This is a genomic window from Streptomyces sp. NPDC088157, assembly GCF_044741545.1.
In the GTDB taxonomy this organism is placed as follows: domain Bacteria; phylum Actinomycetota; class Actinomycetes; order Streptomycetales; family Streptomycetaceae; genus Streptomyces.
On the sequence record NZ_JBIUSU010000013.1, the window covers coordinates 78,634 to 97,934 of the forward strand.

Below are 19,301 nucleotides of genomic sequence, written 5' to 3' on the forward strand. Positions count from 1 at the left end.
CCCGGGCGGACATGCCGTCGGTCCGACGTCGGGACGCGGGCGGCGATGCCGCAGCATGACGGCCGGACCCGGGCGGACATGCCGTCGGTCCGACGTCGGGACGCGGGCCGTCATACCGCGGGCATGACGGCCGCACGCGGGCGGTCATGCCGTCCGCATGCTGGAAATTCGTGATCCGTTCGATTCCGCGCGTGGTGGGATCGGCCCATGACTGATCTGCGGATGCGGGCCGCCGGCCCCGACGATCTGGACATCGTGCTGGCCTTCTGGAAGTCCTCCGCCGAGGGCACGAGCATCAGCGACGACCGGAGCGGGGTGGAGCGGCTGGTCGCCCGCGACCCGGGGGCCCTGATCCTGGCCGAGCGGGGCGGTGAGCTGGTCGGGACGGTGATCGCCGGGTTCGACGGATGGCGGTGCCATCTGTACCGGCTGGCGGTGCACCCGGAGCGCCGCCGCCAGGGCGTCGGATCGGCGCTGCTGGCCGCCGCGGAGGAGCGGTTCGTGCGGCTGGGCGGGCGTCGTGGCGACGCGATGGTGCTCACCCGCAACGAAACGGCACATCATGCCTGGCGCGCTGCGGGGTACGCGCCGGAGGAGAAGTGGCGGCGCTGGGTGAAGCCGCTCAGCGACTGACCGGGGCCCCGGCAACCAGCCACCCGGCCCTTTTGCCGATCCTTTACCATTGGGGGACTGTGCGGATCATCCGCGTGGTCCCCCAATGACTTCATGAAAGGTGTGAGCGTCCGCCCATGGGCGAGCCTCCCAGTACCCCCACGACCCCCACACGACATCGCGCGCCCCTCTCCGGCCTGTCCGATCATGGGACGGAGGTGACCCGATGACCGAAGTCCTGCTGCTCCTCGTGGCGATCCTTCTGTCACTCGCGTGCGGCGCCTTCGTCGCCGCCGAGTTCTCGCTGACCACGGTCGAGCGCAGCGAGCTGGAACGGGCGGTGGAGCGCGGCGAGCGCGGCGCTCCGGGAGCGCTCAAGGCCGTGCGGCACCTCACTTTCCAGCTCTCCGGCGCCCAGCTCGGCATCACCGTCACCAACCTGGTGGTCGGCATGCTCTCCGAGCCGTCGATCGCCAAGCTGATCGCCGGGCCGCTGGAGTCGCTCGGTCTGTCGAGCTCCGCGTCGAGTTCCGTCGCGCTGGTGCTCGGTACGGCCCTGTCGACCGTGTTCCTGATGGTCGTCGGCGAACTCGTGCCCAAGAACTGGGCGATCTCCTCCCCGCTGGCGGTCGCCAAGCGCGTGGGCAACGCGCAGCGTTGGTTCAGCGCGGCCTTCCGGCCCTTCATCACCCATCTCAACAACACCGCGAACCGCATCGTGCGCCGTTTGGGCGTGGAGCCCACCGAGGAACTCGCCGCCGCGCGCGGCCCCCAGGAGCTCGCGGCCCTGGCCCGGCACTCCGCGAAGGAGGGCGCGCTGGAGGCGGACACCGCGGAGCTGTTCGTGCGCACGCTGAACCTGGCCGATCTGACCGCGGAGAACGTGATGACCCCCCGCGTCCAGGTCATCGCTCTCGACGCCTCGGCCACCTGCGAGGACGTGGCGAACGCGACCCGGGCGACGGGCCTGTCCCGGTTCCCGGTGTACCGCGGCAGCCTCGACTCGGTGGTCGGCACCGCGCACATCAAGGACGTGCTGGCGATCCCGGCCGAGCGCCGCGCGCGCGTGCCGGTCTCCGAGCTCATGCGCGAGCCGCTGCTGGTGCCCGAGTCGCTGACCGTGGACCGGCTGCTGGACCGGCTGTCCGGCAAGCGGACGATGGCCGTGGTCATCGACGAGTACGGCGGCACGGCGGGCGTGGCCACGCTGGAGGACATCGTCGAGGAGGTCGTCGGCGAGGTCCGCGACGAGCACGACCCGCACGAGACGTCCGACCTGGCCGCCGCGGGCACGGACGAAGACGGCCGCCCGCTCTACTCGGCCGACGGCGCGGCCCGCACCGACCAGCTCGCACGTGTGGGACTGCACACCCCCGAGGGGCCGTACGAGACGCTCGCCGGGCTGGTCGCCACCGAGCTGGGCCGGATACCGGCCGTCGGCGACACCGTGGAGGTGGCCGGCTGGCGCATGGACGTGGTGGACGCCTCGGGCCGCCGGGCCGCGCGGGTGCTGCTGCACGCGCCGCTCGCCTCGTCCGAGGGTTCTGAACAGGAGGCCGGAAAGTGATCGCCATCCAGTTGCTGATCGCACTGGCGACCCTCGTCGTGAACGCGTTCTTCGTCGGCGCCGAGTTCGCGCTGATCTCCGTACGCCGCTCCCAGATCGAGCAGTATCTCGAGGACGGCGCCGGCGCGGAGGGGGCGCAGGGCGACCGGCGCGCCAGGAGTGTGCTGTGGGGCCTCCAGCACGTGTCCGCGCTGATGGCGGCCGCGCAGCTCGGCATCACCCTGTGCACGCTGATCCTCGGTGTGGTGGCCGAACCGGCCATCGCGCACCTGCTGGAACCGGTGTTCCACGCGGTGGGCGTGCCCGAGGGCGCGGGACACGCGGTGTCCTTCGTGATCGCGCTGGCGCTGGCGACGTATCTGCACATGCTGCTCGGTGAGATGGTGCCCAAGAACATCGCGCTCGCGGAGCCGGTGCGCAGCGCGCTGCTGCTGGGGCCGCCGCTGGTCACGCTGGCGCGGGCGCTGCGCCCGGTGATCTTCGCGATCAACGCCTTCGCGAACGGCCTGCTGAAGCTCCTGCGGATCGAGACCAAGGACGAGGTCGCCGCGGCCTTCTCGGACGCCCAGCTGGCCCAGATCGTCAAGGACGCGGGTGAGGCGGGTCTCATCGACGACCGCGCCCTGGAGCGGCTGCACGACGCCCTGGAGCTGGGCCGCCGCCCGGTGCGCGACGTCGTCCTGCCGCTCGAGCGGGTCGTCTACGCGCGCGTGGGCGTCACGCCGGAGGAGTTGGAGCGGCTGGCGGCGGAGTCCGGGTTCTCCCGGTTCCCCGTGGTGGACGAGGGCCGTCGGATCGTCGGCTACCTCCATGTGAAGGACGCGCTGGACGCCTCTCCCCGGGAGAAGCCGTTCCGTTCGGCGGACATGCGGCCCATCGCGCGCGTGCGGGAGGCGACACCGCTGGACGACGTCCTCACCGCGATGCGGGGCAGCCGTACGCATCTGGCGGCCGTGCTCGGTTCCGACGGGCGGTTGTCCGGTCTGGTGACCATGGAGGACGTGTTGCAGGAGCTATTCGGGCAGCGGGCGTGAGGGTGCGTACGGACCGGAGGTGACCGACCGCTGGGTATGGGACTCGGGCTACCATCTGTGTCGCCATGCAGACGAATCCCACACACACCAGCCTGGTCGCCCTCGGCGACTCCTTCACCGAGGGCATGTCGGACCTGCTGCCCGACGGCTCGTACCGGGGCTGGGCGGACCTCCTCGCCGCGCGGATGGCCGCCCGTGCCCCTGGCTTCCGCTACGCCAACCTGGCGGTCCGCGGCAAGCTGATCGGGCAGATCGTCGAGGAGCAGGTGCCGGTGGCCGCCGCTATGGGCGCCGACGTGATCACCCTCGTCGGCGGCCTCAACGACACCCTGCGCCCCAAGTGCGACATGGGCCGGGTGAAGGGCCTGCTGACGGAGGCCGTCGAGCGCCTGACCCCTGCCTGCAAGGAGCTGGTGCTGATGCGCAGCCCGGGTCGTCAGGGGCCGGTCCTGGAGCGGTTCAGGCCGCGCATGGAGGAGCTGTTCGTGCACGTCGAGGAGCTGGCGCAACGGCACGGCGCGCTCGTCGTCGACCTGTACGGCGCCCCGTCGCTCGGTGACCCGCGCATGTGGGACGTCGACCGGCTGCACCTGACGGCGGAGGGCCACCGCCGGGTCGCGGAGGCGGTGTGGCAGACCCTCGGACACGACCCCGAGGACGCCGAGTGGCATACACCGATGCCGGCGACGCTGCCGCCGGGCTGGGCCGCCCGGCGCGTCGCGGACGCGCGGTTCGCCCGGCAGTACCTCATCCCGTGGATAGGCCGCCGCCTGACCGGCCGGTCCTCGGGGGACGGCCTGCCGCCGAAGCGGCCCGATCTGCTGCCGTACGAGGACCCGTCGTAGGAGTCCTGCGCCGGGGCCCGGGGCGGGGGGCCGTAAGGGGGCTGGCGTTGAGTGCCGCACGGGGGGGGTGGGGCGTTGAGTCCCGCACGGGGTGTGGCGGAGCGTCCCGCACGGGATGTGGCGGGGCGTCCTGGCACAGAGCTCTGGTGTTGGATTCCTGCGCAGGGCCCGGCAAGAGTCCTGCACGGGCCTGGCGCAGGGGGCCGCCGTAGGGGGCTGGCGTTGACTCCTGCGCACGGGCCCGGGGCGCGGGCCCGGGGCGCGGGCCCGGCGCAGAGTCCCGCACGGGCCTGGCGCAGGGGTGCCGCGCAACCTGTCCGTCGCAGCCGGCTCCCATCCGCACGCGGGCGGTCGGTCCCGGTGCGGCCGGTGGCTCCGTCACCCGGTCCGGATCCGGGACGGGTCGCGCCGGTGGGGCGGGGTGACGTCGGGGTGACGTCCGTCTCGTAGGTTCCGCCGAGCGGGGCCGTGTCGCTGGCCTGCACGAACCGCCAGTAGAATCCCTCCACGTGACTTCCGCTCCCGCCAAGCCCCGTATCCCCAACGTGCTCGCCGGACGCTACGCCTCCGCCGAGCTCGCCACGCTCTGGTCGCCCGAGCAGAAGGTGAGGCTGGAGCGTCAGCTCTGGCTCGCCGTGCTGCGGGCTCAGAAGGACCTCGGGATCGAGGTGCCGGACACGGCGATCGCCGACTACGAGCGTGTCCTCGACACCGTCGACCTGGCCTCCATCGCCGAGCGCGAGAAGGTCACCCGGCACGACGTGAAGGCGCGGATCGAGGAGTTCAACGACCTCGCCGGCCATGAGCAGGTCCACAAGGGCATGACGTCCCGCGATCTGACGGAGAACGTCGAGCAGCTCCAGATCCGGCTCTCGCTGGAGCTCGTCCGCGACCGTACGGTGGCCGTCCTGGCCCGCCTGGGCAAGCTGGCGGGCGAGTACGGCGAGCTGGTCGTCGCCGGGCGTTCCCACAACGTGGCCGCGCAGGCCACGACCCTGGGCAAGCGGTTCGCGACCGCCGCCGACGAGCTGCTCGTCGCGTACGGCCGGGTCGAGGAACTGCTCGGGCGCTACCCGCTGCGCGGCATCAAGGGCCCGGTCGGCACCGCACAGGACATGCTCGACCTGCTCGGGGGCGACGCCGCCAAGCTCACCGAGCTGGAGAACCGGATCGCCGGGCACCTGGGCTTCTCGCAGGCGTTCACGTCCGTCGGCCAGGTCTACCCGCGGTCGCTGGACTACGAGGTCGTCACCGCGCTCGTGCAGCTCGCGGCGGCCCCCTCCTCGCTGGCCAAGACGATCCGGCTGATGGCCGGGCACGAGCTGGTGACCGAGGGATTCAAGCCGGGCCAGGTCGGCTCCTCGGCGATGCCGCACAAGATGAACACCCGCTCCTGCGAGCGCGTCAACGGCCTGATGGTCGTCCTGCGCGGCTACGCGTCGATGACCGGCGAGCTGGCGGGCGACCAGTGGAACGAGGGCGACGTGTCCTGCTCCGTGGTGCGCCGGGTCGCGCTGCCGGACGCGTTCTTCGCGCTCGACGGTCTGCTGGAGACGTTCCTGACGGTGCTCGACGAGTTCGGCGCGTTCCCGGCGGTCGTCGCCCGGGAGCTGGACCGCTACCTGCCGTTCCTCGCCACCACCAAGGTGCTGATGGGCGCGGTGCGCGCGGGCGTCGGCCGTGAGGTGGCGCACGAGACGATCAAGGAGAACGCCGTCGCGTCGGCGCTGGCGATGCGCGAGCAGGGCGCCGAGCGCAACGAACTGCTGGACAGGCTGGCCGCGGACGAGCGGCTTCCGCTCGACCGGGCGCAGCTGGACGCCCTGATGGCCGACAAGCTGTCCTTCACGGGTGCCGCGGCTGCCCAGGTGGCCACGGTGGTCGGCCGTGTCGAGGAGATCGTGAAGCAGCGTCCCGAGGCGGCCGGTTACACCCCTGGAGCGATCCTCTGACGCGCTTCACCCAGGCGGAGTTGGAGGCCGCCCGCGACCGTCTCGTACCGGACGTCGTCGCGGGCGGCCTGCGTGTGCTGTTCTGCGGCATCAACCCGGGCCTGATGACGGCGGCGAGCGGCCACCACTTCGCTCGCCCCGGCAACCGCTTCTGGCCGGTGCTGCACCTGTCCGGCTTCACGCCGAGGCTGCTGGAGCCGGCGGAGCAGCGGGAGCTGTTGTCCTACGGGCTCGGCATCACGAACGTGGTGGCGAGGGCGACCGCCCGGGCCGACGAGCTCACGGCGCGGGAGTACCAGGAGGGCGGCCGGCTGCTGGCGGAGAAGGTCACACGGCTGAACCCCCGCTGGCTGGCGGTGGTGGGCGTGACCGCGTACCGGGCGGCCTTCGACGACCGCAAAGCAGCCGTGGGCCCGCAGGAGCGGGCCATCGGAGACACACGCGTGTGGGTGCTGCCCAATCCCAGCGGCCTGAACGCGCATTGGACGGCGGCCACGATGGCGCGGGAGTTCGCGCGGCTACGGGTGGCGGCGGAGGGCTGAGGGCTTGTGCCCGGCCGCCAGGGCAGAGGGCTTGGTGCTTCGTGCTTCGTGCCCGGTCATCAGGGCCGAGGGCCTTGCGCTGTGCTTTTTGTGCCCTTCGTCAGGGCTGCGGGCTGTGTGCCCGGCCGTCAGGGCTGAGGGCCTCGTTCTGTGCGTTTGCACCCATTCGTCAGGGCTGCGGGCTGTGTGCCCGGCCGTCAGGGCGGGTCGGTGTCGGTGACGACCAGCAGGAGCTGTATCTCGTCGTACGGATCGAGATCGGCCACGCCCAGGGCCACCCAGCGGCCGTGCTCCTCCGCCTGCCAGAGGTACACCTCGCCCACCCGCAGGCTCAGCCCGGCCCAGGGCTCGGGTATCTCCTCGGTCTCCGTCCGGAGCCGGACCGTCTGCAGGCCGACATGGTCCGGATCCCCCCATCTCTCCGTCAGTTCTCCGGCCAGGTCCTCCTTCCGCTCGTGGAACCGCTCCACCTGCGCGAGACGCACCGCGGCGTCCGCGACCACCAGGCCGTGACTGGTCACCAAGGCCGTCGTACGGTGACCGGGCCCGAGGTACCTGTCGATGTCCATGAGCTCCAGTAAACCCGCCGCCACTGACAATTGGCGGACCGTCAGTCCACCGGCCGCCCGGACGTCCCCGCGCAGCGAACTCCACGCCGCCGCCGCGGCCGCCGTCCCCGGATCGGACGTGGCGGCGGGCATCCCACTGGCGCGGCAGTCCGGCCCGGTCCGCCGTCGGGACGGAGGCGGTCACGTCCCGTGCCGACGCGGTGCCCGGCGAATCTCGGGGCGCGGAACCGGCCCCCTGAGGTGATCACCGCGTACGCGTCGGGGTTCGTCACACCGGGGTGATCGCGCTTGCCGAAGATATCGGTACGGATTCCTTTCTCGCCGGGGTCCGTCGCGCCGAGTACGATCCGCCCAACACGCGCACGAGCTGGAAGGACGGACGTTGGGGCAGCTGACCGGCGGGGATCCCTCGCTGCTGCGAAGGATCAATTCCGCGGTGGTGCTGCACGCGCTGCGTGCCGCGGACTGCGCGACGCTCACGGAGATCACCCGCGTGACGGGCCTGTCCCGGCCGACCGTCGAGGGGGTCGTCGAGGACCTCATCGGGGCGGGGCTGGTCGTCGAGAAGGCCGCCGACGAGAGTGTCGCCCGGCGGCAGGGACGGCCGGCGCGCCGGTTCCGGTTCCGGGCCGAGGCCGGGCACCTGCTGGGGCTGGAGATCGGCTCGCACCGCGTGGCCGCGCTGCTGGCCGACCTGGACGGCCGGGTGCTGGGCGCGCAGGCCAAGGAGGTCGACGAGGCGGCGCCGGCGGACGAACGGCTGGAGCGGCTGCGCAGCGCGGTCGCCGAGTTGCTGCGCAGGGCCGGCGTCCCGCGCAGCTCGCTGCGGGCCGTGGGCGTCGCCACGCCGGGGATCGTGGAGGCGGACGGGACGGTTCGGCTGAGCACCGCGCTGCCCGAGTGGACGGGACTGCGGCTGGGCGAGCGGCTGAGCCGGTCCTTCAAATGTCCGGTGCTGGTGGAGAACGACGCCAACGCGGCGGCCGTGGCCGAGCACTGGAAGGGGTCGGCCACCGAGTCCGACGACGTCGTCTTCGTGCTGGCGGGGCTGAGCCCGGGCGCCGGCTCGCTGATCGGGGGGCGGCTGCACCGGGGGTACGGCGGGGCGGCCGGGGAGATCGGGGCGCTGCATCTGCTGGGCCGGGAGGTGACACCGGAGACGCTGCTGTCCATGACGGACGAGCCGCTGCATCCGCTGGACGAGCGGGCGGTCGCGGAGGTCTTCGCGCAGGCCCGTGAAGGGGACGAGCAGGCCCGGGCGGCGGTGGACCGCTTCATCCAGCGGCTCGTCCACGACGTGGCCGCGCTGGTCCTGGCGCTCGATCCGGAGCTGGTCGTGGTGGGCGGCTGGGCGGCCGGTCTGGACGGTGTGCTGGAGCCGCTGCGGCGCGAGCTGGCGCGCTACTGTCTGCGGCCGCCGAAGGTGGCCCTGTCGCTGCTCGGTGAGGCGGCGGTGGCGACGGGGGCGCTGCGGCTCGCGCTCGATCACGTCGAGGAGCAGTTGTTCGCGGTCGAGGGGACGGTGACGGCGCGGCGCTGACCCTCCGTCACCGGTGCGACGCACGCGCCCCGGTGGAGTTCCGGGGCGCGGTGGAGGCGTCCGCCCGGCGGCCGGGTGCAGGCTGTTCAGGGAGCCTGCCGTGTGGCGGCCGGGGCGGACGGGGTGTTCAGGAGGCCTGCCGCTCCGGCCCGTGGTGTATCTCCACGCCGCCGGACGCGCCGAACGTCAGCCGGCAGGTGTCGGCGCGGTAGGTCGCGACGGAGAGGGCCGCGGTGCGCCCCTCGGCGAAGAAGCGGGTGGTGACGACGAGGACGGGTGCGCCGGGGAGCCGGTCGAGTTCCCTGGCGTCGTCCGCGCGGGCCGAGCCCAGCTCCACGGCGCGGTCCTGGCCCTGGAGTTCCAGTCGCTGGAGTTCGCGCAGTACCGCACGCGCGCGTGCCGCTTCGGAGGGCGCGTCGATCGCGGTGAGGTCGGGCACCGATGTCCCGGGGACGTAGAGCAGTTCGGCGGCGACGGGCTGGCCGTGCGAGACGCGCGAACGGCGCACGATGTGCACGGCCCGGTCGCGCGCGGTCTCCAGTGCGGTGGCGACGACCGCGGGCGGAGTCGCGAGCGCGCAGTCGACGGTCTGCCAGGCGTCGTCGCCCGTGCCCGGCCAGACCTGCTGCCCGGTGCCGACGGCGACCCCCATCCGCGGCGGAGCGACGGTGGTGCCGACGCCACGGCGGCGCTGGAGCCGGCCCTCCAGTTCGAGCTGCTCCAGTGCCTGGCGCAGCGTGGCGCGGGCGACGCCGAAGCGGGCGGCCAGGTCACGCTCGTTGGGGAGGATCTCGCCCACGGTGAATTCCGAGTCGAGTGCCTCGCTGAGCACGGTCTTGAGATGCCAGTACTTCGGTTCCGGTACCGATTCCAGTTGCGTGGTCCCCACCCTGTCCTCCGCAATCGCCGTGGTCCCGCGGCGTTTTTTCGCGCCCTTGTTTATTAAAGGTTGTTGTACTTCTCTGCGACCATAGGGCGGCCTCCACCCTTGGTCAAGACCAATCCTCGATCCCTTGGCGGGCCTCGGGGACTCCGGTCGGAAAGCGTTAACGGAGCGTTCGTGAGGGCGCGTTCTCGTGACACCGCGGCAAAGTCCCCGTCGTACAACGCGGAACCGGACACCGTCCCAAGGGGCTACCCGTCGGTAGCTTTTGCTGACAAGCTGTCTACGGCGTCCGCCGGCCGGTCCACGGCCCGTCCAGTCGAGGAGCTCCCCATGTCCGCCACCGCCTCCTTCACGGTCCCCTCCCCCACTGGCCCACTGCCGGTCACCGTCTCCTACACTCGCGTGGGCAAGGGCGAGCCGCTGCTGCTCCTGCACGGCATCGGACACCACCGGCAGGCCTGGGACCCGGTGGTGGACATCCTGGCCGCCGAGCGCGAGGTGATCGCCGTGGACCTGCCCGGGTTCGGCGTGTCCCCGCCCCTGCCGGACGGACTGGCCTACGACCTGCCCACCACGGCCGCCGTGTTCGGCGCCTTCTGCGAGGCGCTGGAACTCGACCGACCGCACGTCGCGGGCAACTCCCTCGGCGGTCTGCTCGCCCTGGAACTCGGCCGCGAGAAACTCGTACGGTCCGTCACCGCGCTGTCCCCTGCCGGGTTCTGGTCGCAGGCGGAGCGGCGCTACGCCTTCGGCGTCCTCATCACCATGCGCCAGATCTCGCGCCGGATGCCGCTGCCCCTCGTCGAGCGGATGGCGAGCACGGCGGCCGGCCGCACAGCACTCACCAGCACCATCTACGCCCGCCCGAGCCGGCGCTCACCCGAGGCCGTGGTCGCCGAGACGCTGGCCCTGGCCCAGGCCACCGGGTTCGACCAGACCCTGCGGGCCGGCACCACCGTCCAGTTCACCGACGACATCCCCGGTATCCCGGTCACCCTCGGCTGGGGCACCCGCGACTGGCTGCTCGTGCGCCGCCAGGGCGTCCGTGCCAAGCGGATCATCCCCGCCGCGCGCCTGGTGCGGCTGCCCGGCTGCGGTCACTGCCCGATGAACGACGACCCGGCGCTCGTCGCCCGCGTGCTTCTCGACGGCAGCCGCTGACCCCCTGGGGGCACGCCCCGACGCCCCGGCCCCCAGGGCGACTCCGGCCCCGACGAGGGCGCTTCCCGCGGCCTGGGCGGGGCCGTAGGAGCCCGTTCCGACGAGGGGGGCGGTGCAGGCGGCCGCCACCGGGATGAGCCCGGAGAAGAGCGTGGCGCGCTCCGCGCCGATCCGCTGCATGCCCATGTACCAGCACACGAAGCCGACGACGGTGACGACGGCCGCCTGCCACAGCAGCGCGGCGGCCTCCGCGCCGTCCGGCCGCCGCAGCCACGCGCCGCCGTCGACCAGCAGTCCGGTCACGGCGGCCTCGGCCGCGGCGACGCCGCACACCGTGGCGGACAGCAGCCGGGGCCCCAGCGGCCGCAGGACCGGCACGGCCAGGACCGCGAAACCGACTTCTCCGGCGAGCGCGCAGACCGAGTACGCGAGCCCCGGGCCGTCCGTGCGGCCCCACCCCTGCACCGCGCACGCGCCGACGGCGACCATCGACGCCCCGACGAGGACCGGCCGCCGGGGCCGCCGCCCCTCCAGGAGCGGGACGACGACCGCCACGACGACGGGCGCGCAGCCCACGAGGACGCCGGGGACGGCCGGTTCCGCCGAGCGCTCGGCGGCCAGCACGGCCACGTTGAAGCCGACCATCCCGACGGCCGCGAGCAGCGCCAGGCGCAGCCACAGACGGGGGGTGAGCGCACGCAGCCGATGCCGGGCCCCCGCTCCCGCCATGGGCACGAGCAGCAGACAGGCGAGGCCGTAGCGCAGGGCCTGGCCGCCCGCGTAGGGGTAGGCGCCGAGGACGCTGTTGGCGGTGAACGACCCTCCGACGAGGAGACAGGCGAGCGCGGCGAGCAGGGACCCGCGCAGGGTGGTGGCATTCATGAGAGTGACGCTAGGAACGTCGGCGGCCCCGATTAAGGTCCACTTCCATGACGTCATCGGGGACCAATCCCGACCGGCCGCCCGGATCGGCGGCCTGGGAGGTGCTGCTGCCGGCCGCCTCGGCCCCGCCGCGCGCGCGTGGCCGTGCGCTCCAGGCCGCTCTGCGGGACGCGGTCCGTTCGGGGCGCCTCGCACAGGACACCCGGCTGCCGTCGAGCCGGGGCCTCGCCGCCGACCTCGGGGTGTCCCGCGGCCTGGTCACGGAGGCGTACGAGCAGTTGACGGCCGAGGGCTATCTGCGCAGCGGCCGCGGCGCGGGGACATGGGTGAGCCGCGCCGTCCGGACGGCCCGGCCACACGCGCGTGACCTCGCTCCGCGCACCCCGGGCGTACGGGCCGACTTCGTGCCGGGCACCCCGGACCTGTCGCTGTTCCCACGCGCCGCCTGGGCCGCCGCGCAGCGCGGTGTGCTCGCCGAGCTGCCCCACCACGAGCTCGGCTACCCCGACCCGCGCGGGCTGCCCCGGCTGCGTACCGCGCTCGCCGGACTCCTCGCCCGCCGCCGGGGCGTGGTGGCGGACCCGGAGCGTCTCGTGGTCGTCTCCGGGGTGGCCCAGGCGACGGCACTGCTCGGACTCGCGCTGCACGCGCGGGGAACGGACACCGTCGGCGTCGAGGACCCCGGGAGCCCCCAGCACGGCGCCCTGTACGCGGCGGCGGGCGTCACCGCCGTACCGCTGGCTCTCGACGACGAGGGGCTGGCCGTGGACCCGCTCAGGTCGTCCGGTGTCCGGGCGGTGGTGACGACGCCCGCGCACCAGTTCCCCACCGGTATCGCGTACTCCGCACGGCGCCGCGCCGAACTGCTCGACTGGGCAAGGTCCGTGGACGGCTTCGTGGTCGAGGACGACTACGACGGCGACTTCCGCTACGACCGCGCTCCCGTGGGAGCGCTCCAGGGCCTGGACCCCGAGCGCGTGGCCTACACCGGGTCGGTCAGCAAGTCGCTCGCGCCCGGGCTGCGGCTCGGCTGGCTGCTCGTGCCCGAGGCGTTGGCCGAGACGGTCGTCGAGCGCAAACGGACGATGGACCTCGGCCATCCCATACTCGACCAGGCGCTGTTCGCCCGGTTCGTGGAGCGCGGCGACTACGACCGGCAGCTGCGCCGCTGTCAGCGGGCCTACCGTGAGCGCCGGGACGCCCTGGTGGGGGCGCTCCGAGAGCACTTCCCCGGGGCGCGGGTGTCCGGAATAGCGGCGGGACTGCACGTCATCGCCGAGCTCCCCGCGCGGTACGGGCCGCAGGAGCGGTTCCTCGCGCGGACGGCCTCGGCGGGGGTCGAGGTGCGCGCGCTGGCGGAGTACGCACACGCGCGTGCCGTGCGGGGCACGCGCATACGTCTCGTCCTCGGCTACGCGCACGTGCCGCCCGCGCGCATCCGGGACGGCGTACGCCTGATGGCGGAGGCCGTCGCGAGCCGATGACATGGGCCGCGCGCGGCGTGATCCCGGTACACGCGGGGCGGCGCGGAACGGGTGTTCGTGAAGGCGCCGACCGCCTCGAACGTGTCGCCCGCCGACGGCCACCAGTTCTTCGGCGAGGTCGACATCGACGGCGACAGCGGGGAGTTGACGGTGCGACCGCGCGAGCAGGACGGGACCGTGCTGTTCACCCAGGTGCTCCGGCCGGGGAGGGTCGGGCAGTGATCCGGCGTCCCGTACCCTCGGTCGTGTGCCGCGCACCGGCGTCATCCCCCGGTGCGCGGCGTGGTCGTGACACGGGGGCGGACACATGACGTGGCGCACCGCGCGACAGGACGCGTGACGTGACACCTGGTGTCCGATGCGATCGTAGAAGTATTAACAAAACGGGCATTGGTAACCTTTACTCATCAGTCACACACCGTTCGTGATCACGCAACACCGTTCCTCCACAGTGGCCGCATGACTCGAGACATGTCTGATGTGACGCGTGCGAAACGCGGACGCCCGGTGCACCACTGGCGGCGGGACGTGGTGGAACTCGCCGCGCTGTTCACGGCCGTCGCGGTGGCCGACGGTGTGGCGAACCTGGTGGGGCACGGACCCGACGGTCCGGCGCTGCTGTCCGTCTCCGCGGCCCTGCTCGTCGCCACGGTCGGCTTCCACACCTGGTGGGCACGGCGCCACGGTCACGCGCCGCCCACGAGCGATACCGACGCCCGGCCGCCCTCCGAGGAGTCGCAGCCCGGGCCGTCCGAACTCCCCTCCGGGGTCGCCGCGGAGAGCACCCTGTGGCGGATGCGGACGACGGTGAAGGACGCCCCGGGGTCACTGGCCGCGCTCTGCGCCGCGCTGGCCGGCCACCGGGTGGACATCCTGAGCCTCCAGACGCACCCGCTGGGCGAGGACACCGTGGACGAGTTCCTGCTGCGCGCCCCGGGCGCCCTGGCGGCGGCCGAGATCACCCGCGCCGTGGCACTGGCGGGCGGCAGCCGCACCTGGATCGAGCGGGCCGACGCCCACGACCTGGTGGACGCGCCGACCAGGGTCCTCGGCCTGGCCACCCGCACCGCCCTCGACGCGGCCGAACTTCCCCTGGCACTGCGCCAGTTGCTGGGCCGCTGCACGATCCGTTCGCTGCCCGCCCCATCGGGGGGCAGCGGCCGTGGGCCGGACGGCGTGCCCATGGAAGGCGTACTGGAGGACACCGTGATGCGCCTGCGGGCGCCGGAAGGCGGAGTGATCACCGTGGAGCGGCCGTACCTGCCGTTCACCCCGACCGAGTTCGCACGCGCGCGTGCGCTGGTGGAGCTGGACGCCCGGCTCGGCCCGCGGGTGCCGCTCGGCCACGACGTGCTGACGCTGCCCGAGGGCAACGCCATCACCGTGCGCCGGGCCGACACCGGTGACCTGGCGGCCGCGAAGGCGATGCACGAGCGGTGCTCCTCGCGCACACTCGGCATGCGCTACCACGGCCCCGTCGCGGACGCCGACCGCTATCTGCGGCACCTGCTCAGCCCCCGCTTCGGCCGCACCCTCGCCGTGCAGACGCCCTCGGGGCGCGTCGTCGGCCTCGGCCATCTGCTGTGGGACGGCGACGAGACGGAGGTCGCCCTGCTGATCGAGGACCAGTGGCAGCGGCGCGGCGTCGGCGCCGAGCTGCTCAACCGCCTGGTGGAGATGGCCGTCGAGGCGCGCTGCGAAAGCGTCTACGCCGTGACGCAGGCCTCCAACACCGGCATGGTCGCCGCGATGCGCGGCCTCGGCCTGCCCCTCGACTACCAGATCGAGGAGGGGACCCTGGTCATCACCGCCCGGCTGGAGGGCGCCGCGTCCGGGGCCCGGGTGGCGTCGGAACGGCACGACGAGCGCGTCACACGCGACTGAGACACGGGACTCACGGGACACACGGGACGGGACGGCCCGGCGGAGCCACACCGCCGGGCCGTCTGCGCGCGGTTCACCGCCCGTTGTGCCGCCACGCCCGGTTCCGCAGCGGACGATCACGCCCGCTCCCCGCTCGGACCGGGCGACCGTGGGGATGCGCCCGCACCGACCGCCGCGACCGGTCAGCCGATGGCGGCCCCCCGCTCGGGCACGGCGACCGTGGCGCCCGCGCCCAGCGCCCCTCGCAGGTCTCCCCACAGGTCCTCGACGTCCTCCAGGCCGACCGAGAGCCGCAGCAGCCGGTCGCTCACGCCCGCGCCCCGGCGCTCCTGCGCGTCCACGATGCGATGGCTGATGGACGCCGGGTGCTGGATGAGGGTGTCGACGCTGCCGAGGCTGACGGCCGGGGTGATCAGGCGGACTCCCGCGATCACCTCGTGCGGGTCGTCGTACACCTCGAAGGCGATCATCGCTCCGCCGATCCGCGGATAGTGGACACGGGCCACGCGCGGGTCCGCGGCCAGCCGCCGGGCCAGTTCGGCGGCGGTCGCGGAGGCGGCCCGCACCCGCACCGGCAGCGTCGACAGGCCCCGCAGCAGCAGATAGCCGGCCAGGGGATGCAGTACACCGCCGGTGGCGAAACGTATCTGCCGAAGCCGCCCGGCGAACTCCTCGTCGCAGGCGACCACGCCTCCCAGCACGTCCCCGTGCCCGCCCAGGTACTTGGTGGCGCTGTGCAGGACGAGCCGCGCACCCCGCTCGGCGGGACGCTGCAGCACGGGCGTCGCGAAGGTGTTGTCGGCGAGCAGCGGGACCGAGCCGCAGGCGTGGGCGACGGCCCGCAGATCGACCTCGGCGAGCGTCGGGTTGGCCGGCGACTCGACCATGACGAGACCGGTGTCCGGGCGCAGCGCGTCCGCGATCCCGGCCGGGTCGGTCCAGGTGACCTCCGAGCCGAGGAGTCCGGCGGTCAGGAGATGGTCGCTGCACCCGTAGAGGGGACGTACGGCGACGACGTGCCGCAGTCCCGTCGAGGCGCGCGCCAGCAGCACCGCGCTCAGCGCCGCCATCCCGCTGGCGAACGCGACCGCGCTGTCGGTGCCTTCGAGGCGGGCGAGGGCCGTCTCGAAGCGGGCGACCGTCGGGTTGCCCAGCCGGCCGTAGACGGGCGGTCCCTCCGGCTCCGCGCCCGTGGTGGCGAACGCGTCGATGCGGGCGGCCTCGGCGCGGCTGTCGAACGAGGGGTAGGTGGTGGACAGGTCGATCGGCGGGGCGTGCAGGCCCTGCCGGGCCAGATCGTCCCGCCCGGCGTGCACGGCCTCGGTGGCCAGTGCGCGGGGCGCTCTCGACGCGGGTCGGCGTACGTCGTCGTACGCGTGCGTGCTCGCTGGGGCTGAGTCCATGGACCGCAGGGTGAACATCGGACGGGACTCTGTGTGCGAACACCGTGCTACGTTCGGCCGATGGCTGAATCCGTCGTACTGGACCCGGTCGATCTCCAGCTGCTGCGGCTGCTTCAGAACGACGCCCGGACCACCTACCGCGACCTCGCGGCGCAGGTCGGTGTGGCCCCGTCGACGTGCCTGGACCGGGTGACACGGCTGCGCCGCTCGGGCGTGATCCTCGGCCATCAGCTGCGGCTGGATCCGGCCAAACTGGGGCGTGGCCTCCAGGCACTGTTGTCGGTGCAGGTCAGGCCGCACCGACGGGAGTTGGTGGGACCGTTCGTGGAGCGGATCCGGGCACTGCCGGAGGCGCTCACCGTCTTCCACCTCACCGGGCCCGACGACTATCTCGTCCATGTCGCCGTCGCGGACATGGCCGATCTGCAGCGGCTGGTACTCGACGAGTTCACGGCACACCGGGAGGTCGCCCGGGTCGAGACCCGGCTGATCTTCCAGCAGTGGGAATGCGGGCCGCTGCTGCCCCCGACGGCGCCGGGACAATCGGCGTGACGTGCGCCACCCCCTCGTACGAGGATGGAGGGCATGTCACAGACCAGCAGCCCGCTTCCCCGCGAGGTAGCCGACGCGTATGTCGACGACCTCATCGCCCTCGACCCGGTGACCGGTACCTACCTCGGTGTGCAGGAGAGTTCGAGCCGTCTGCCCGACTACTCGCCCGCCGGCCTGGGGGCGCTCGCGCAGCTCGCGCGGGACACCCTGGCCAGGCTCGACGCGGCGGAACGGAGGCCCGGCGCGGAAAGTGACATCGAGCGCCGGTGCGCGCGCCTGCTGCGCGAGCGCCTGACAGCGGAGCTCGGTGTGCTCGAGACCCACGAGGGTCTGCGCACCGTGGGCAACATGGCCACCCCTCCGCATCACGTGCGCGAGGTGTTCACCGTGACGCCGACGCAGACCGACGCGGACTGGGCGGCGATCGCCGAGCGGCTGCGCGCGGTGCCGGCGGCCCTCGCGGGCTACCGGGAGTCCCTGGCGCTCGGTCTGGAGCGCAAGCTGTACGCGGCGCCGCGGCCGACCGTCACGTTCGTCGGACAGCTCACCGAGTGGTCGGACACGGACGGCGGGGGCCGCGGCTGGTTCGAGGACTTCGTGTCCGCCGGGCCGGACGCGCTGCGCGCGGAGCTGGACGAGGCCGCCCGTACGGCGACCGCGGCCGTCCTGGAGCTGCGGGACTGGATGCGCGACGTGTACGCGCCGACGATCGAGGGCGCGCCGAACACCGTCGGCCGGGAGCGGTACGCCCGCGCGTCCCGCTACTTCAACGGAACCGACCTCGACCTCGACGAGGCGTACGCCTACGGCTGGGCGGAGTACCACCGGCTGCTCGCCGAGATGAAGCAGGAGGCCGAGAAGATCCTGCCGGGCGCCGGGACGCCGTGGGTGGCCCTGGCCCACCTCGACGAGCACGGCACGCACATCGAGGGCGTCGACGAGGTCCGCGACTGGCTCCAGGGCCTGATGGACGAGGCGATCGAGAAGCTGGACGGCACGCACTTCGAACTCGCCGAACGGGTACGGAAGGTGGAGTCGCGGATCGCCCCGCCCGGCGGCGCGGCCGCCCCGTACTACACGCCCCCTACGGAGGACTTCTCGCGGCCGGGCCGCACGTGGCTGCCGACGATGGGGCAGACCCGCTTCCCGGTCTACGACCTGGTCTCCACCTGGTACCACGAGGGCGTCCCCGGTCACCACCTGCAACTGGCGCAGTGGGCGCACATCGCCGGGAACCTCTCCCGCTACCAGGCCTCCGTGGGACTCGTCAGCGCAAACGTCGAGGGCTGGGCACTGTACGCGGAACGGCTGATGGACGAGTTCGGCTTCCTCGCCGACGCGGAGCAGCGGCTCGGCTACCTGGACGCGCAGATGATGCGGGCGGTCCGGGTGATCGTCGACATCGGCATGCACCTGGAGCTGGAGATCCCGGCGGACTCCCCCTTCCACCCGGGTGAGCGCTGGACCCCGGAGCTGGCCGAGGAGTTCTTCGGCGCGCACAGCAGCCGCCCCGCGGACTACGTCGAGAGCGAGCTGACCCGCTATCTCACCATGCCCGGCCAGGCGATCGGCTACAAGCTCGGCGAGCGGGCCTGGCTGCTGGGCCGGGAGAAGGCCCGCGAGCGCCACGGTGACGCCTTCGACCTCAAGTCCTGGCACATGGCGGCCCTTTCGCAGGGCTCGCTGGGGCTGGACGACCTGGTGGACGAGCTGGCGCAGCTCTGAGCCACGGTCGGGGCCGACGGCGGGATGGCGCCGCCGGCCCCGAGCGGGCCGTCAGCAGCCGCAGTTCTCCGCGTCGACCGGCGCCGTGAGCGAATCGGCGTCGCGCCGCTCGCGGCCCTCCCAGGTCTCGTACGCGAAGCCCTCGCGCACCCAGTACTCGAAGCCGCCGAGCATCTCCTTGACCCGGTAGCCGAGTTCGGCGAGCGCGAGGGCCGCGCGAGTGGCGCCGTTGCAGCCGGGTCCCCAGCAGTACGTGACGACCGGCACGTTGCGGTCGAGGAGCTGCGCGGCCTGCTCGGGGACGAGCGCGGTGGGCAGGTGGACGGCGCCGGGGACGTGCCCCTGGTCCCAGGACTCGGTGGAGCGGGAGTCCAGGACGACGAAACCGGGGTCACCGCCGGCGGCGAGGGCGGCGGCCACGTCGGAGACGTCGGCATGGAAGGCGAGGCTCGCCCGGAAGTGGGCGGCGGCCTCGGCCGGGGCGGCGGGAGCGACGCGCAGGACGGGATTGACGGCGGTCGCGGCGGTCGTGCCGGTCATCCCGGTGAGCGGGGTCATGGGGGTCATCGCGGGTCACTCCCGTGGGGTTCCGGCTGGTCTCTGCTGTCCATGACCAGAAATCTATGACCGGTGAACCCTCTCCCTGAAGAGGCATTCCCCGGC

16 protein-coding genes and 2 pseudogenes are annotated in these 19,301 nt (G+C 73.1%); 13 read left to right on the forward strand and 5 right to left on the reverse strand.

Annotated features, from left to right (window positions below; genetic code table 11):
• The first annotated feature begins 207 nt into the window (after positions 1 to 207).
• From ACIPFH_RS38955 to mug, 6 genes are all read left to right on the forward strand, one after another.
• A complete protein-coding gene (locus ACIPFH_RS38955) occupies positions 208 to 633 on the forward strand; it encodes a GNAT family N-acetyltransferase (protein ID WP_356250858.1) in 426 nt (141 codons plus the stop codon).
• Positions 634 to 838: 205 nt separating this feature from the next.
• Positions 839 to 2,179 (forward strand): hemolysin family protein, encoded by a 1,341-nt coding sequence (locus ACIPFH_RS38960; RefSeq protein WP_401834128.1) that lies wholly within the window; start codon positions 839 to 841, stop codon positions 2,177 to 2,179.
• On the forward strand, positions 2,176 to 3,213 hold the full coding sequence (locus tag ACIPFH_RS38965; protein WP_356250864.1) for a hemolysin family protein: 1,038 nt from the start codon (positions 2,176 to 2,178) through the stop codon (positions 3,211 to 3,213). Before ACIPFH_RS38960 ends, ACIPFH_RS38965 begins: the two co-directional genes overlap by 4 nt.
• A gap of 65 nt (positions 3,214 to 3,278) precedes the next feature.
• Complete coding sequence (locus ACIPFH_RS38970; RefSeq protein WP_401834129.1) at positions 3,279 to 4,058, forward strand: SGNH/GDSL hydrolase family protein; 780 nt, start codon at positions 3,279 to 3,281, stop codon at positions 4,056 to 4,058.
• Between the two features lie 509 nt (positions 4,059 to 4,567).
• Entirely contained in the window at positions 4,568 to 6,010 is a 1,443-nt protein-coding gene (gene purB / locus ACIPFH_RS38975) for an adenylosuccinate lyase (RefSeq protein ID WP_356250870.1), read from the forward strand.
• Entirely contained in the window at positions 6,007 to 6,552 is a 546-nt protein-coding gene (gene mug / locus ACIPFH_RS38980) for a G/U mismatch-specific DNA glycosylase (RefSeq protein ID WP_401834306.1), read from the forward strand. Before purB ends, mug begins: the two co-directional genes overlap by 4 nt.
• Before the next feature lie 197 nt (positions 6,553 to 6,749).
• Here mug and ACIPFH_RS38985 read toward each other — a convergent pair whose 3' ends face one another.
• Complete coding sequence (locus ACIPFH_RS38985; RefSeq protein WP_401834131.1) at positions 6,750 to 7,121, reverse strand: hypothetical protein; 372 nt, start codon at positions 7,119 to 7,121, stop codon at positions 6,750 to 6,752.
• A gap of 382 nt (positions 7,122 to 7,503) precedes the next feature.
• Here ACIPFH_RS38985 and ACIPFH_RS38990 point away from each other — a divergent pair, with 382 nt between their 5' ends.
• Positions 7,504 to 8,661 (forward strand): ROK family transcriptional regulator, encoded by a 1,158-nt coding sequence (locus ACIPFH_RS38990; RefSeq protein ID WP_401834134.1) that lies wholly within the window; start codon positions 7,504 to 7,506, stop codon positions 8,659 to 8,661.
• Between the two features lie 127 nt (positions 8,662 to 8,788).
• Here the strand turns inward: ACIPFH_RS38990 and ACIPFH_RS38995 are convergent, their stop codons facing one another.
• Entirely contained in the window at positions 8,789 to 9,550 is a 762-nt protein-coding gene (locus ACIPFH_RS38995; protein ID WP_401834136.1) for a GntR family transcriptional regulator, read from the reverse strand.
• A 327-nt stretch (positions 9,551 to 9,877) separates the two neighbouring features.
• On the opposite strand from ACIPFH_RS38995, the gene ACIPFH_RS39000 reads away from it, so the two are divergent.
• A complete protein-coding gene (locus ACIPFH_RS39000; RefSeq protein ID WP_401834138.1) occupies positions 9,878 to 10,708 on the forward strand; it encodes an alpha/beta fold hydrolase in 831 nt (276 codons plus the stop codon).
• Positions 10,709 to 10,753: 45 nt separating this feature from the next.
• On the opposite strand, the pseudogene ACIPFH_RS39005 reads toward ACIPFH_RS39000, so the two are convergent.
• Positions 10,754 to 11,647, reverse strand: a pseudogene (locus ACIPFH_RS39005) (EamA family transporter); the annotation flags it as partial.
• Between ACIPFH_RS39005 and ACIPFH_RS39010 the strand changes: the two are divergent.
• The 3 genes and pseudogenes from ACIPFH_RS39010 (at position 11,638) to ACIPFH_RS39020 (ending at position 14,958) form a co-directional block, all read left to right on the forward strand.
• On the forward strand, positions 11,638 to 13,074 hold the full coding sequence (locus tag ACIPFH_RS39010) for a PLP-dependent aminotransferase family protein (protein WP_401834140.1): 1,437 nt from the start codon (positions 11,638 to 11,640) through the stop codon (positions 13,072 to 13,074). The pseudogene ACIPFH_RS39005 and the gene ACIPFH_RS39010 overlap by 10 nt on opposite strands.
• Before the next feature lie 39 nt (positions 13,075 to 13,113).
• Positions 13,114 to 13,296 (forward strand): annotated as a pseudogene (locus ACIPFH_RS39015) (alkaline phosphatase); the annotation flags it as partial.
• Between the two features lie 249 nt (positions 13,297 to 13,545).
• Positions 13,546 to 14,958, forward strand: coding sequence for a GNAT family N-acetyltransferase (locus ACIPFH_RS39020; protein WP_401834142.1), 1,413 nt, complete (start codon positions 13,546 to 13,548; stop codon positions 14,956 to 14,958).
• A 182-nt stretch (positions 14,959 to 15,140) separates the two neighbouring features.
• On the opposite strand, the gene ACIPFH_RS39025 is transcribed toward ACIPFH_RS39020, so the two are convergent.
• Entirely contained in the window at positions 15,141 to 16,361 is a 1,221-nt protein-coding gene (locus tag ACIPFH_RS39025; protein ID WP_401834145.1) for a trans-sulfuration enzyme family protein, read from the reverse strand.
• 60 nt (positions 16,362 to 16,421) lie between these two features.
• Here ACIPFH_RS39025 and ACIPFH_RS39030 point away from each other — a divergent pair, with 60 nt between their 5' ends.
• On the forward strand, positions 16,422 to 16,913 hold the full coding sequence (locus tag ACIPFH_RS39030; protein WP_356250896.1) for an Lrp/AsnC family transcriptional regulator: 492 nt from the start codon (positions 16,422 to 16,424) through the stop codon (positions 16,911 to 16,913).
• Positions 16,914 to 16,946: 33 nt separating this feature from the next.
• Positions 16,947 to 18,638: a DUF885 domain-containing protein gene (locus ACIPFH_RS39035; RefSeq protein ID WP_401834147.1), complete on the forward strand. Its 1,692-nt coding sequence runs from the start codon at positions 16,947 to 16,949 to the stop codon at positions 18,636 to 18,638.
• A gap of 51 nt (positions 18,639 to 18,689) precedes the next feature.
• On the opposite strand, the gene ACIPFH_RS39040 is transcribed toward ACIPFH_RS39035, so the two are convergent.
• Positions 18,690 to 19,205 (reverse strand): rhodanese-like domain-containing protein, encoded by a 516-nt coding sequence (locus ACIPFH_RS39040; RefSeq protein WP_401834150.1) that lies wholly within the window; start codon positions 19,203 to 19,205, stop codon positions 18,690 to 18,692.
• Positions 19,206 to 19,301: the final 96 nt, after the last annotated feature.